General features: G+C 30.2%; 10 protein-coding genes and 1 pseudogene. 1 reads left to right on the forward strand and 10 read right to left on the reverse strand.

Translation table 11 applies throughout. The annotated features are described in order from the left end of the window. Window positions 1–118: 118 nt before the first annotated feature. The 10 genes from E9099_RS15590 to E9099_RS15635 form a co-directional block, all read right to left on the reverse strand. Window positions 119–1,462: a YARHG domain-containing protein gene (locus tag E9099_RS15590; protein WP_136584457.1), complete on the reverse strand. Its 1,344-nt coding sequence runs from the start codon at window positions 1,460–1,462 to the stop codon at window positions 119–121. Window positions 1,463–1,649: 187 nt separating this feature from the next. Beyond that, complete coding sequence (locus E9099_RS15595; protein WP_136584458.1) at window positions 1,650–3,932, reverse strand: hypothetical protein; 2,283 nt, start codon at window positions 3,930–3,932, stop codon at window positions 1,650–1,652. Window positions 3,933–4,446: 514 nt separating this feature from the next. Next, entirely contained in the window at window positions 4,447–6,114 is a 1,668-nt protein-coding gene (locus E9099_RS15600; protein ID WP_136584459.1) for a DUF4832 domain-containing protein, read from the reverse strand. Window positions 6,115–6,554: 440 nt separating this feature from the next. After that, on the reverse strand, window positions 6,555–7,448 hold the full coding sequence (locus tag E9099_RS15605; protein ID WP_136584460.1) for a hypothetical protein: 894 nt from the start codon (window positions 7,446–7,448) through the stop codon (window positions 6,555–6,557). 81 nt (window positions 7,449–7,529) lie between these two features. Continuing rightward, window positions 7,530–8,207, reverse strand: coding sequence for a YiiX/YebB-like N1pC/P60 family cysteine hydrolase (locus E9099_RS15610; protein ID WP_136584461.1), 678 nt, complete (start codon window positions 8,205–8,207; stop codon window positions 7,530–7,532). Window positions 8,208–8,347: 140 nt separating this feature from the next. Beyond that, window positions 8,348–10,072 carry a hypothetical protein gene (locus tag E9099_RS15615; protein ID WP_136584462.1) on the reverse strand — a complete coding sequence of 575 codons (1,725 nt, stop codon included), beginning with the start codon at window positions 10,070–10,072 and terminating at the stop codon, window positions 8,348–8,350. Between the two features lie 107 nt (window positions 10,073–10,179). Continuing rightward, window positions 10,180–10,551 (reverse strand): hypothetical protein, encoded by a 372-nt coding sequence (locus E9099_RS15620; protein ID WP_136584463.1) that lies wholly within the window; start codon window positions 10,549–10,551, stop codon window positions 10,180–10,182. 440 nt (window positions 10,552–10,991) lie between these two features. Next, complete coding sequence (locus E9099_RS15625; RefSeq protein ID WP_136584464.1) at window positions 10,992–11,555, reverse strand: PsbP-related protein; 564 nt, start codon at window positions 11,553–11,555, stop codon at window positions 10,992–10,994. Window positions 11,556–12,128: 573 nt separating this feature from the next. Further along, entirely contained in the window at window positions 12,129–12,989 is an 861-nt protein-coding gene (locus tag E9099_RS15630; RefSeq protein WP_136584465.1) for a hypothetical protein, read from the reverse strand. 263 nt (window positions 12,990–13,252) lie between these two features. Next, on the reverse strand, window positions 13,253–13,630 hold the full coding sequence (locus tag E9099_RS15635; RefSeq protein WP_136584466.1) for a hypothetical protein: 378 nt from the start codon (window positions 13,628–13,630) through the stop codon (window positions 13,253–13,255). 325 nt (window positions 13,631–13,955) lie between these two features. On the opposite strand from E9099_RS15635, the pseudogene E9099_RS15640 reads away from it, so the two are divergent. After that, window positions 13,956–14,361: pseudogene (locus E9099_RS15640) on the forward strand (transposase); the annotation flags it as partial. Between the last annotated feature and the right edge of the window lie 36 nt (window positions 14,362–14,397).

A 14,397-nucleotide genomic window follows, 5' to 3' on the forward strand; every position in this document is an offset into this window, starting at 1 on the left:
GATAAATAGTGCCTTTGAGGAGTGCTGCTACGTCAAATTAAAAACGTGGGACTTTATAAAGAAGCAAAGACTTTAAATAGCAATGGTCATATGTTTTTATTTATGGATAACTGAAGTATTATCCCGCTGCACTTATTCTATAAAATGAATAGGAACAATTTTTTCCTATTTTAAATTCAATAAATGTTGATTGCTCCGATGTGTGTATTACTTCCTCATCTTCTTTAACTAAAGCACAATTATTAATTTGGATTGTAAAGGTTTTATTTAGCTCGTCATAGATTAAGACTATTTCGTCCTCACATTCATCTTCTTTAATATAATCTAAAACCCAATTTCTATGTAAGTAATAAGATTTCGAGAATTTTATATGATCAGAATTTGAAAAATGTTCGGAATCAATTCCTTTTACAAAATCTTTTAATTCTTTAATAAAAACGTGACTATCTCCAATATAATTTAGGGCTCCAAAGTCAAACTCTAATTGTAATTTTCTAATGATTTCTGTACTGCAATCGGTTAATTGATAGCCATAGTCATCAATGGCTACATCTTCTTCAAATTGATTACCAATAGCGTCTAAGTAATTGTATAATTTAGGGTTAATCAAGTCGGAAGTGATCACTTTAGTTTCTTGCTTGCCTTTATTACTAGTTTTTATGATATTATCAGAATCGGTTATGGTACTAGCTTCCTTTATAACGTTATAAGTTCCAGATATTAAGTTTATTTCTTTTGAGAGATGTCCGTACATAATTCTATAAGATGAAACATAGTTAATTAATTGAAAAGTCTTAACTTTTGAATTATATTTTAGTGTAAACGTACGGCATAATGCAGACGTTCCATCTTCACAAAAACCATAGGAGATTTCGCCCTTTTTAAGCTCTAATTGAAACGGAAATATTCTAAAATCGGCATTACTGTTTAACTTTATTCTTTCAAACTTTGTTTTAGAGCTTAGATAAATAAATAATGTATGCTCCGTTTCGTTTTTAATGTTTTTTCCTAGTGATACAATATCTTCTATACCATCATTATCAAAATCATATGCTATTTGATTAATAGGGCGCCCATTTGCATCACTTTTTGTAACTAATTGATACCCTTTTGGAGTATTAAACTTGAGTAGTTTAATTTCTGCTTCTTTAATTAATTCAATCGTTTTCTTTTCTGAACTAGAAAGTACTATTTGTGCATTTTTGTTTGGTTTGTACCATTTTTGATCTAAAAAGTAGTTATTTAAAATAGAATCTTTAAAAATATATCCTTTTTTAGCAAATATTTCATTCCGAAGTATACGAAGTTCTTCAACGGTCTTGCCTTCTAATTTGTTTTTTGCAAAAACGTCGTCAGAAGATATTACATTTGGATTATTAAGTAGTGTCGTATTATCCTTTTTATTTTCTTTACAAGCAAATAAAGAAAAGACTATAACATATAAAATTAAAGTGTTTTTCATATTGAGGTTAAATTAACTAATGCGAAAAAAATGTATGCTTTCTGGGCCCAAACGTATTGCTAGTTATCGCCTTTAAAGTATTTGACTTTATCAGTAAAAAAAAGGACCTTCAATTTTAGACTAACGGTTACTTTAAAGTATTTAAACGATGTCATATTAAGTAAAGGTCCTGTTGTGGAGTGCATGGTTAGTGCGTTAATGTATTACGTTTTATTTTTTCTAAGGTTGTTTTGTATTCCGCAAGATTTTCATGATTACTCTCAGTAGCCATTTGGATCGCTTTAGATTCTAATGCCATTGCGCTATCTTTATTTCCTAAAAAATACTCTAAGTTGGCAAGCGTATCGACATAATAATGACTGTCAGGCGATAATTCAACTGAAATTTTTGACCATTTTCGGGCTTTCTCAAGTAAACTCTTATCGGTATTGTTTTTTGTTACCACATCCCAAGCCATTGCATTACCTAAAGTCGATAAAAGATACGTCATATCATCAATGTAAATACATTCGCATGATCTATAAAATGATTCTAACTGTTCAGTAAAATTGTCATCTAAAGGAGCGACTTCATTTACCAATGCATCAAATTTCTCAATACTTAATTTCTGATTATTATATAGGTAGATATAATAGTAGAAAATGGAATAGTATTTTTCAGACTCCATGTTATTTAAATTTTCATAAATGGCGGTTACCAAAGCCGGATGCATAGCTTCATCTCCATGTCTACTTTTAAGTATTTCTCTAATAGTAGCATATTGATTTTGACTAAACCGCTCTGAAGATTTATTATGAATTTTTGATGTTTCAACAGGAAATCTAGAGAGGTACAAACAAAACTCATAATATATTTTAGTAGGTGCATAATTTCCTTTTTCGCCCGCTATATCATCAAAAAACGACTCCACAGTAATAAAATCGAAGGCCAGTTTAGCATAGTCAAAATCAATAGTGGTATCCTTTTTATGCGCTTCTACCAATCGATCTAACTCTTGCCTAATATCTTTATAATCAATTTGCGGATAGAAGTATTGCACATTGGTCTTAAACCCAGGGTAAGCATTCTTACTTTCTCCAATTATGTGTATTTGGGATTCAATTCTAAGCTCATCAGCACTTTTTTCTCTCTTGGTAATGGCTACATCAATAAAATCATGATATCGCTGCTTGCCTAAATTTAAAAAGTCTTTAGCAGTTGTGCTTTTTGCTGTTAATTTTCTTTTTAGTTTATTTAATTCTTTGATAGCTAAAAGATTTTCTGATAATTCTTGATCTATACCATGGTACTTGTAGTAAAAACGTTCAGTATTAATAGCTTCGGTATATACAATATCTAAATCGCTATTTAGTGCAAAGACTTCATCAGTACTTTCTTGTCTATATTTTGAAAGTTCAGTTAAGTCTTCTGGCTTTATATAATAAACTAAAAACTTATCATAGTTATATTCACTTAAATACGACTTTTCTGCATCACTATAAATGCCATAAAAAATGTAATTAAAATAGGTGATATCGTTATTTCTAAGTAAGGAATTAAAGACTAATAATACTTTAGAGTCGTCTGCTTTTACAGCTGCAACAGCTTCTTTTAAATGGTTGAATTCATATTTTTTATAGGCTTCATTTCTAGATGAAGGACTTATTGTTATTACTGGATTGTATTCATACTTAGGATTATTAAACTTTTTGTAAACTTCTTTTTTAACCTCTGCAGGAATTTTCCAATTAGTAAAAGAATCTATTTTAGTACGTTTTACATATGTTGATGGTGTAAAAAGTGAAGAAAATGCTTTGTTGTCAATATCAAGGATTTTTCGAGTACTCCCATATATTTCTGCAACAGCAAATTTTGAATTAAATATGTTGTTTTTATCTCTTATAACCCGTTGGTCTACAAAGGCATTAGCCGCGTTTTTTGAAAGCGAAAATTGATTCATAATGTATGTTTCTTTTTTATCTTCGTTTTTAGTGGTGACCTCTTCTTTGAAAATAAATTGAATTTCTGTTGTTCTTGGTATTTTAATACTCAAATAGCCGTTAAAAGCAAACGGTTCCACCTTTTCAGTATTAAAAAATAATGTTTCGTAACTTAAATTTAAGTAGGTGAAGTTTTTATCTCCTTTGACTTTAAAGCCTAAGTAATAATTTTCATATTTTGAATCTAGGCCTCGTCTATAAAAATTAACAGTAATACTGTCTTTGATAACCTCGGCATAATCTTCGGTAACATGGAAGCCTTCAATATCATAACCAATATTATCTATAAAAATAACTGTTTCTCTGCCAGTATCAAACGTGTCGTGTGTTCCTTCTTTTAAAATAATGTTGTAGCTATTATCTTCTTTAAAATGAAATTCTGCACCACGGGTACTAGGTGAACCGTAGTATATTTTCTCTTCTTGGGCGTTAGTATAGAAAATAGTAAATAAAAAAAAGAGAAGCGAGATTTGTTTCTTAATTAATGGCATGCTGCTGTCGTGTGATTTGTTTTTTTACAACGTTAATTTAATACATTGAAATCGGTTTTGTTAATAATAGAAATACGATGAAATATTAAAGTTTCCGAAAGTGTTTAAATGTTATTTAAGGTAATTTGGATAAAATTAATATAATTATTTAAAATGAATTACCGGTTTTAAAAATAGAGTTGCTTTAGGTCAAGTTTAATGAAGCGGTTTACATACTGCTTTTTAGCTTTCTGAGTGCGAAAATAAAAGGCGTTGTTTTAGTCTCAACTCCGCTGGCATGACTCTCTTTTAAATGGTGTTATGAGTTCTGTTTTTTTTAAATCTGAGTTGCTTATATATTGAAAAGGTTGGTTTTAAGGCTGTGCGGTCTTTATGGTCTGTGTGGTGCAACAACCGACGTCGTTTTTTAATCATCTAGTTGAGACCAACATTTTTAATTAATGATAGTCATACGTATTATCTTACTTTTTTAGAAAGTCGGACTCGCCTAGAAAAACCTCTGGCTAAATAGTACCTAATGTTTTATAAATTTAAGTGTTGGTGATTTATCGTTTAGTAACGTTATAAAATACATCCCGTTGGCTAATTCTGATATATTTAGTTTGTGATTGTTATAAATTGAGGCTTCCTTAACTAATTGACCATGTATATTAAAGATTTTAATGTTTTGTTCTTTATCATGATTAAGCGCAATTGTAATAAAATTTGAAGCTGGGTTTGGGTATATTACTGTTTTATTATCATCTAAAAATTGGTCCACTCCAAGTGTTTGAAACGTTATTGTTTGTAATAACGTATTGTAACCTGTAGCCGTTTCCCAAGTATTATTATTTGCGAATTGAATACTATAATCGGGATTGTTTTTAAGTGCAGGTGCGTTATCAGGCATCCATAGGTACAATTGATAAGTTCCTTCTGCGTCTAAATTGAAATCTTGGGTTATTGAAACCGTGTTTTCCCAAGTTCTAATATCTGTGTCAATGACCTCCGTTGTGATAACATTTGTTGCTGTATTTTTAATTATTAAAAACACATCTCTTTGTTTAAAAGGTCTAGCAAAGCCAACATTAGATATATTTAGGCTTATATCAAAACCAGTAGTATTTGTGGTTACTGTAGAGGCGTTTAAAACAAAGCGATACCCTAATTGTTTTAATATATCATCATAAGCATTAGAGCTAATGATGTCCTCCCAAAAAGGGATATAATAATCGCGATTAATGGTTGTCCAATGGGTCAGATTCATTTCATTTATTGCATTGTCACTGGTCGTTCTAAAGCCATCATTACATGGGTTTAATCCATTAGTTTCCCCAGTCATAGGTAAAAACTTTGTTTCGTTTGCTACATAGTTATATTCTGTTGTTTCTACTGGATTAGTACATTCATTAGAAACAGAGTAGGTGCCTTGGTCTCCATAATTATTTAGAAAAGCATCGTTATAAAAACCTATTCTAGCATTTGCGGTATTAAGGTAGGCTGTTTGCTCAGTAAGCATCGTGTTGCCATACATATTGGTTTTAATACCTGCATATCTAACTTGGATAGGGATTTCTGGAGGAGCTGCCGCCAACATAGCCTCTATGATCTCTTTACGATTTAACCATTGTGTTGACGTGATATTACCATCTGTACCAAATTCTGACGAGTTTGTATAATACCATTCTCCCCAAGTGCCTATAAAACCAGCTTGCATCGAAAAAAAGATATCTTTATTAGTCTCTAATAAAGGTGCTAGTTGAGAAATATGTGCCAATATTTGAGATTTTGAAGGTTGCTGAGGCGCTGTACTTTGCGCATTTGAATAAGAGAATCTAGTGATTATTTTAAGACCAGATGTTCTGATATTATCAAAATCGGTTTGGATGTTATTTAAATAAGTCGCGTTTATATCTGAATTTAGAAATGCATCTAAAATAAAATAGCGGTAGACAACCGTCACTTTGTCGGTGCTAGTTTTCCAATTATTTAATGTAGCAACACTAAGGTTATTCGCACCTAAAGTTGTAGCATAATTATTAGATGTTATTGAGTATTTTTGCAGACCTCTTTCGGGATTTGCTATAACGTTATTTGAAGCTTCGTAAGTCACAGTCTGCCCCATAACTATGGTTTGACTGATAAAAAAAAGTAAAAAGGGAAAAAACTTTTTTATAAGATTGGTTGTAATGTAAATTTTCATATCACTTTTGATTATTAAATAATGTAAAGGTTAAAGCTGATATAACACAATTTGACTGTGTGATAGCAACAGTTGGTTAAAGTCGAAGTTCGTCTTTTTTTTTGAAACAATCAAATGATGCAATTGAATAAAAAACAGTAAGGTTAATTTTAATAATTGAAGAGGGCAGGAGTAGGTATTCTTCTTATAGCTCTAAAATGTCAAACTCATTTTTTTACCATACATTTTAATGCCTTAATTTGATTGTCTGGGGGCAATTCTGTATAATTATAAGGTTCTATTTTAATTTTGTCATCCTTTCTTGTGTTCCAACAATGCTAATTGAATGCCTTTAAAAGATTAAAAAGGGACTGCTCATATGAGCTCGTAACACTAATACGCTTAATAGCATTCTTTTTTATACTCTACAGTGCGTTTGTTTTACTATTTTTTATGTTTTACTAGGACTCATTATGCTCATCCCATTTTTGTAATAGAAAAGTTTCAATTGTAGTGATTTCAATTTGTGTTAGTAGTGCATCAAAATGCTTAACATAAGACACTACATATATTTGAAAATACGCTTTAGAGCCTTCTTTTAATCTAAATTGAAAAGCGTCCCATTCTATAAATTCTTTTAGGATACAATCTAAAAACAAGGTTTTGTGGTTTTTATTATCAAGTGCTGTTTTAAGGCCTTCGTTTATTAAACGTTCAAACTGTGTTCTCCCTGATTGTCCACAACAACTTATTTGTCTTGCAATGGCTAATTCATAGGTTTCTTTACACCAGCCATATTTTGTAATAATATTTTTTATATCCCACATTTGTTCAACCTCATGATCTAGAGCGTTTGTTCTTAAATATTCGATATAATTAGAGATCCATTTTTTATCTTGATCCACTAATGCGAGTATAGCATAAGTCCCTGCTGGTGGGCCTTCATCATACTCGTGTGTGATCATAACGCGAGAACCTTCCTCTCCATCATCAGTAACGTTGCAATAGTCCAAAATTAATGGTGCTAAGTTGTTGTACTTCGCTACCTGTTGGAATAGGGCTTTTTCTTCAAGCATCTGACAAACATCTGTCTTGTCAAAATAGGTTACTTCAAACTTAATACTGTCCAATCTATTATCATTATGACGTATCATATCAGTTTGTTGATCGGGATATAATGCTTTTATGTCTTTAATTGAAGTAATTATCGTTTCAAGTATTTGCTTTAGATCTATTTCGGTTAGTTTTGAATCTAGTGCCTCTTTAGGCAGTATTTTTTCTTGCAGACTCTCTTTTCCGTCGAAATCATCACCAACTAAACCATATGCTTTTATTGAGATTTTTATTTTAGTCATAATCATTACGTTACACTTTTATTTTATAGGCGATCACTTTGTTGCTGTAGTAGTCTTTGAAGTATCAAACTAGTATGCTGTTTATTCGCGCTCATAATCATGTACAAATGTGATATGAGGACTGCTAGCCATCAAGTTGGGATTTGTGCCTTCAACACCTTCAGGAATGGGTTGGTGGCGTGCTTGGTAATATGTTTTCCAACTAGGCATTGGGTGTCCTGTACTGTCGTTAAAGGTCATAGGGTGAGTTAAAAAAGGAATGACATCTTTTGGTAAATCTTGAGAAGAAAACATTTTGTACACTAATTCTGAGCAATAATAAGACTGGTCATCCCATAAAAAAATCTCATCGTAAGGCGTGTTTATTCTTTCCATTCCGTAGGTTGTGGCTTTAGTGATATAAGGTTGGTAGTAGCGATCTAATCTTGCTACCGTGGTTTGAGATTTATTGAATTTGTTTTTGTTTCTATTCAAGAACGTTTTTAAAGGTGTTTGGCAAACTCCTTTTTTGGGGAAAGCTTCCACTACAAACCATTGGTTATCTTTTTGCATGGCCATCCCAACATGCGAATAGTTTTTAGAAAAGGAAGTAGTCGTCACGTCCTTAATGGCTTTAGCTATGTCGCTTGTTCCAGTATTTTGAAATAGTAAATCCCCTGATTTTAATTGAAAATTAGTGCTGTTTTGATTGCTATTACAGCTTACCAAAATAAGTGAAAGTATAAAAAGGTGAAGGGTTTGTTTGAAGAGGGGATTCATGATTGTGTTTTTATTTTTAGGGATATCAAAGTTTTTGGCCACATAACGCAGAGGTAACAGCGTTGTAATACTTACTGTTAGCAGTGTATTTAAACTAGAGGCTAATAGTTAATTGGTGCTACTTTAATTAAAGTGATAAATTACTCTTTGATTTCTTTTCTAGGAATAGGACGTCTCGCTGGACTTGGGTATATGGGATTGACAGGAGATATAATCTCTTCTATGAGTTTTGTTTTTTTATCCATGCGATACTGTTTTTTAGTTAATGTTTTTAAATTAAAATACCCTGAAAGTTTGATACTAAAAAAAGCATCGTTCTCAATAATCTCTATAGGGTAATCTATGTCTTCCGCAGTGCCAAGGTAATTTACTAATTGAGTTTCAACTAATTTGGTCATATTGGTATCTTCTGGGGTAGGGAAATAAAAATTGTCAGGTTTTTGATCTACTGTTTTCTCAACAAGATTGACCTTTAAATTATAATCTAGGGGAGCTCTGTTTTTGTGTCGCAATGGAATAAACTTAATGACTCTAGTTAATGTCACGTTGACTTCATTTTTACTAGCCTTAGACGTTATATGATAATCATCAAGCTTAATATTGGGAATAAATTGTTTTTCTTTCAAGATTGTCGAAGCCATATTGATTAACGGGGTGTTATTTTCTGATTTAACATCAAATAAATAAGTCATTCTCTTGTAATGCTCTTGTAATGATAGGTCTTCACGATTATTCATTTGCAAAGTGTAAGATTGACTATTCCAAATAACCGTATTCGTGTTTTTATTTATAAAATATTTTTTTGTCGATTTCTCAGAGATGTTAGTCACAAAAAAATACGCATCATTTTCTGAAACAGTATATTCTATGTTAGAATGGTAATCAAAAGGTGTTATATGCTCTATTGTATTAATGGCTTTGAGGTCTGATAATGTCCCTTCATAAAAAGGGATTTCGGGCGTAGTAAAAGGTGCAACCTCTTTAGTAATTATATTAACAGCAAGATCAAAAGCGATGTCTTTATTTGTGTTATTAAACCTAATATAGCGTCTGTATTTTACAATAAGATCTTTATAATTACCTAAAATTACAATTTCAAAAGCCTTAGGGTCTAATGTTATTTCAGGATGTTTTTCTTTTAGTATAGCAGTCGCTATTTTAATAATAGCAGCGTTTGTATCGGATAAGTGTTCTTCTTTTAAAATAGCATATAAATGGTCTTCATAATAATGTTTGAATGTTATCTGGCTAAGGAAGTAAAATGGATTATTTCCTTTAAAAAAAAGACGTTCTCCTGTTTTTTTGTTTATCAGTGTTTTACTTAAGTATGGGTGCTCTTTGTTGGTTATAGTGCTTTTGTCGATTTGATAAAGGTTATCAAAACAAGATATTAAATAATACGCCGCATTTTCTGTAATAGTATACTCAATATCTGGTACATTAGTTTTAGGTAAGAAGCCTTTTGCTTTTAAGTCTTCAATTGTTTGTTTTGCTTTTTTAGAAGGCGTATAGAATGGTTTTTCTTCCGTGTCAAATCTAATCTCCTGTTTTTCTAAATCTACAGTTATATCATAGTTAAAAGCGTTTGTTGGGTAGGTAACGTAACGTATTATTCTTCTAAAAAGAACTTCTATGCTACCGTATCTGTTATTCCATACTCTAATATCAAAGTCGGTAGGATGTAGGCTAATATCTGGTCTTTTTTCTTGTAGTAGGTCTTTAGCTAATTGAATTAGTTCATTTCTGTTTTTGGTTTTTAAAATATCATTAGTATCGTCCATAGTGTTTTGAGCATTAAGTAATAGCGTGTTTAAAAGTAGAATAAAGACCAGGTAGCACTTAACCTGAAGTGTTTTATAAAGCATAGTTGGTTGTATAGACAATGGTATAATGAAGGGGTAGAAGCGTAGTTACAGAGTGTGTCAAAAATAGTTTTCTATTTGTTGATGTTATTACAGGCTGTTATGAAGCGCTATTTTTGTTCTTCTAACTCTAAGTATTTATCTTTTCCAATGGTTAAATAATATAAAGGATATAAAAATACTATTCCAGCAATTATTCCGAATATTAAGTTTTTAGTAAAAACAAGAAGTCCTGCTAATGCCATAAATATAGCTTTAACTAGACCTTCATTTTTAAAACTACTTAGCGTCAGGATTACTATTTTATCATCAGTACTATTTATATTTATTTTTTGGCTACCACACCAGGCGGATTTTGCATAAATTTCATGCGGACCATTGTCTACTTCGTAATCTTTATGTTCTTTTTTTATTGTACCATAACCTTTGCCATCAATAAAAATTTTTGCTCCAGTTGCGCTTTCTATTTTAATTTTTCCCATTTATTATTTTATTGTAAGTGTATATTAGATTTTAATTCAAGCCCGAAATTAATAGTTTTATTTTATGCAGTCAAGTTTTTAGTTACAGTAATAGTCTATATTATTTTTTTATAACACGTTTAGTTATGTTTTGCGTGTTAGATTTTAAATTAACACGATAATTTTAGTCTACGAATGGAATAGTCCAAAATTATTGAGTCCGTTTTTCTTACAATAAATTTCTTTTAATACGGACTTCAGGGTATCTCGGATAAACCACAAGATTATTACTATTTGTAAAACAGTAAGTTGGCTAAATGGTTGATGATTATTGAATAAAAAAACGACCTATTTGGTCGCTTTTGTATATGCTTAACTAAATTATTTTAGTATTTATGTTTACTGCAATAAGCACGTCATGACATTATAAAAAAAAGTTAATTGTGCATTTATAAGGGGGTTTACTTTATTTTAAAACTGTTTTCGATGGTATTAAAACCATCACTGTTTTCTTTTATATCTTCAAGTGCTTCCTGTTTAAGTATGACTACAGAATTACTCGTATTGCTAAAGGCGTATATCATGCCTTCTTGTTTAATACCTATTGTACTAAAGTCAAAATGTAAAGCTCGAGAGGTAATAGTATTAAATTGGCTATCTTTTATGGTGTCAAAATTTAAGTTTTGAATAAGAGAATTATTTTGTAGTTCCTCAATATTCATCATGATAGAGTCATCTAAATCAATTAGATCTTCAAATGAAATGATGGTCATAATACCACTAGAATTTAATCCTTCTTTTTCAATTGCTAAATAATGAATACCTTTCTCTATGGTTTCACTATCTGTAATCGTCCAATCTTTAGGGTAGTTGAAAGCGAGTACATTATTTTCGAATTTAGTTTTAGAAGTTTCAGAACTCTTAGTTTCAGTACTCTTAGTGTTTTCTGAATAGTTTTCCTTGTTTTTACAGCCTGTTATTATTAAAAAGAATAAAATAACAGACATTAGGACTTGTTTTTTCATGAAATTGGTTTGAAATGTGCTTAGCATTAAGTTTAATTGGCTAATGTAATAAATTGAAACGGAATAGGAACGCTACGTCAGTTAATCCTTAAATCGATTTAGTTTACCTGTTGTACTTAGGACTTTGGATATTATTTTTTAATAATTTTAGGTTATTTATAATAGCATTTTCTTCAATAGTTAAAATATAAAAACCATTAGTAAGACTAGATACATCTAAGGATTCATGTTTGTATTTGAATTGAACCTGCAGGGAAGCACTTAATATATCTGATATCGATGAATTATTCCTGTCAAAATTTACCAAAGTACCCTATCCGCAACAGCCTATAATCTGAAAAAGTATTTAAAATATAAGAAAAGCCTGCGAGAAAGTTTTATGGGACTACTTGCTTTTATTTGAAGCAAAAAAAAACATCTAATAAACGTTAGAATGCTATGTTTTAAGCCACTTGCATTTTATATAAAAAAAGGCGTATCAAAATTGAAAACAGCTTGAAATCAAAGATTTTAAGCTGTTTTTGTACTTTTTTAAGGAGGTGTGCAACGGTTACCGTTGTTTTCGCTAGTTTTTTATTTTTTATAATATACTATTTTTCTTCTTGTTGTGTCGATAATTACTCCTTCTTTAAGTTTCTTGAGAAGTATCCAATTTTTATTTTTATCGAATTTATATTCGTAATTATATATAGTGATTTCTTTATTTCGAGTTTCGTATTTACTGTATTTAGTTTTATTATTTAGGTTGTCATATGTAGAAATATATTTATGTAATGTGTCTTTTTGATGATTTCCATAAACAATTAATTCTTTTTCAAGTCCTTTACTATTATAGCTATGCTCTGCAGATAATGAATCATTATGATTATATGATTTTGATTCAATAAGATTTTTTTTATAATCAAATTTTTCAATCCAAGAATACATTAAAGTTCCATCTGAATGATATCTATAAGTCGTTTGCATGTTTAATTTTTTATTATAAATTACAGTATCTTTAGTGTATATATCTTTATATGGATTATAAGGTCTATTTTCTTCTACATTATACAAAGTCTCATAATCTATTTCATTTATCAACTTACCTTGTTTATTGTATTTTTCTACGATTCTGCCTCTTAGATATTTACTATCATTATCATAGTACTCAAGGTGTTCAATCATTTTTATACTATTATTTTTGTAATACTTGTATTTTTTTTTAAACCTTCTAGATTCTACCCATTCAGCATTTTTACAATCAAAATATATCGTTTCTATTAAATTCCCTTTTTCATCATAGTTACTTATAGATGAGTAATTAGTTGGATTTTCATTTGAATAATACAGAACACTTCTTACTTTTCCTTTAAGATTTTCTTTTGTTAAATCACTTTTGATAGTTATTTTAGAAACTGTTAAGATTATTAAAGCTATTACTATTATTATTCGCATAACATTTTTTAATTAAGTCTCTTGCTATATGATAGCTGGGTTTAAATTAGCGACAACGTCTCTGTATATGGCTTATAGTGTGCGAATTAAATAATTAGTTTCGAATGAAGTACGAGCCGAATTTTTAAATTTTTCTTATTATCTTTTTTCTCAATAAGCCAAATTCAAAAAATTGGCGGACTCGCAAATATGCCTTAACTTCGATTAATCAACTACATAGCTATATACTATGTTGTAGCACGTTTTTATTCTCAGATTTTAAATTAATGAGCGTTAAATACAAATCCTCTTTTAGCCGAGTCAATTACAGCAAAAACAATAATTGAAATTCCATAAAAAACAATAAGTGATAGTGTAAATTGAATTGAAAAAAACATTGAATTCTTAATTTTATATTCTGAAATTACAGTTTCTCCAGATAGTAATAGGAAAGTAGGTTTTCCAGTCCATTTTTTCCACCAATCTTTTACTGTGTATTTTATTTCGTAATCAAGATTTCCTATTTTAATATTATGATTTGTCCCAAACAATGTTCTTTTCTTACTTACTAATAATTCGTTAACAAATACACGTTCATTTCCGAAAAAATTTCTTTCAATTTTCACAATATCTGATTCAATTTTAAATTCGATGAGTTTCATATTTAGTTTTTTTTGATTCACCTATTTGACGAATAAAAAAATGTTTTGTTACAAATTATTTTATGGCTTCGAGTTTTTTTCAAATGTGCTACAACGGTCGTGTATATGAAAAGTAGCGCTGAAAATAAGCATTATCTATTCGGTTAAACACAAGCCGAATTTTTAAATTTTAATAATTATTTTATTTTTAGGAATTTGTCAAATTTTAAAACTTGGCGACTTCCTAAAAATGTCCGAACCTTTGTGTTAGCAACGACTCGCTATATTTTTTATATACGTCTTAAGTTTACAATTCATTAAATTTATACATAAATAAGAAAGCACAAAAGAGACGCATAAAGATTTATTTACACGTATAAAAACAATACCAGAAATAGGTAGAAAAACAGTTATTATGCTTATCGTTTTAACAGGCGGATTTGAACGTTTTCTAGCGCTAGCGAATTATGCAGTTATGCCAGATTAACTTCTGTGATTAGGCAAAGTGGTAGTAGTGTAAAAGGGCGACCACGAATTAGTGAAATGGGTAATCAAAAACTTAGAAATTTATTGTTTATGTGCAGTTTTAGCGCTTGCAAATACAACAAAGCATGCAAGGCGCAGCCAAAGGGAAAAAGCAAAAAACTAGCCTTAATAGCGGTTGTAATAAGTTATTAAAACAAGCCTTTGCTATTGCTAAATCAGGGTTAATATTTGATAAAGAATATAAAAGTACGTTAGTGAAAAATTAATGAAATTTTACTTGTTTTTTAACACAGTACTTTGTT

The sequence above is a fragment of the Psychroserpens sp. NJDZ02 genome (assembly GCF_004843725.1).
In the GTDB taxonomy this organism is placed as follows: Bacteria; Bacteroidota; Bacteroidia; order Flavobacteriales; family Flavobacteriaceae; genus Olleya.

Coding starts and splice junctions, on each gene's coding strand:
- E9099_RS15590 (WP_136584457.1), bottom strand. CDS start 1,462: ATGAAAAACACTTTAATTTTATATGTTATAGTCTTTTCTTTATTTGCT.
- E9099_RS15595 (WP_136584458.1), bottom strand. CDS start 3,932: ATGCCATTAATTAAGAAACAAATCTCGCTTCTCTTTTTTTTATTTACT.
- E9099_RS15600 (WP_136584459.1), bottom strand. CDS start 6,114: ATGAAAATTTACATTACAACCAATCTTATAAAAAAGTTTTTTCCCTTT.
- E9099_RS15605 (WP_136584460.1), bottom strand. CDS start 7,448: ATGACTAAAATAAAAATCTCAATAAAAGCATATGGTTTAGTTGGTGAT.
- E9099_RS15610 (WP_136584461.1), bottom strand. CDS start 8,207: ATGAATCCCCTCTTCAAACAAACCCTTCACCTTTTTATACTTTCACTT.
- E9099_RS15615 (WP_136584462.1), bottom strand. CDS start 10,072: ATGCTTTATAAAACACTTCAGGTTAAGTGCTACCTGGTCTTTATTCTA.
- E9099_RS15620 (WP_136584463.1), bottom strand. CDS start 10,551: ATGGGAAAAATTAAAATAGAAAGCGCAACTGGAGCAAAAATTTTTATT.
- E9099_RS15625 (WP_136584464.1), bottom strand. CDS start 11,555: ATGAAAAAACAAGTCCTAATGTCTGTTATTTTATTCTTTTTAATAATA.
- E9099_RS15630 (WP_136584465.1), bottom strand. CDS start 12,989: ATGCGAATAATAATAGTAATAGCTTTAATAATCTTAACAGTTTCTAAA.
- E9099_RS15635 (WP_136584466.1), bottom strand. CDS start 13,630: ATGAAACTCATCGAATTTAAAATTGAATCAGATATTGTGAAAATTGAA.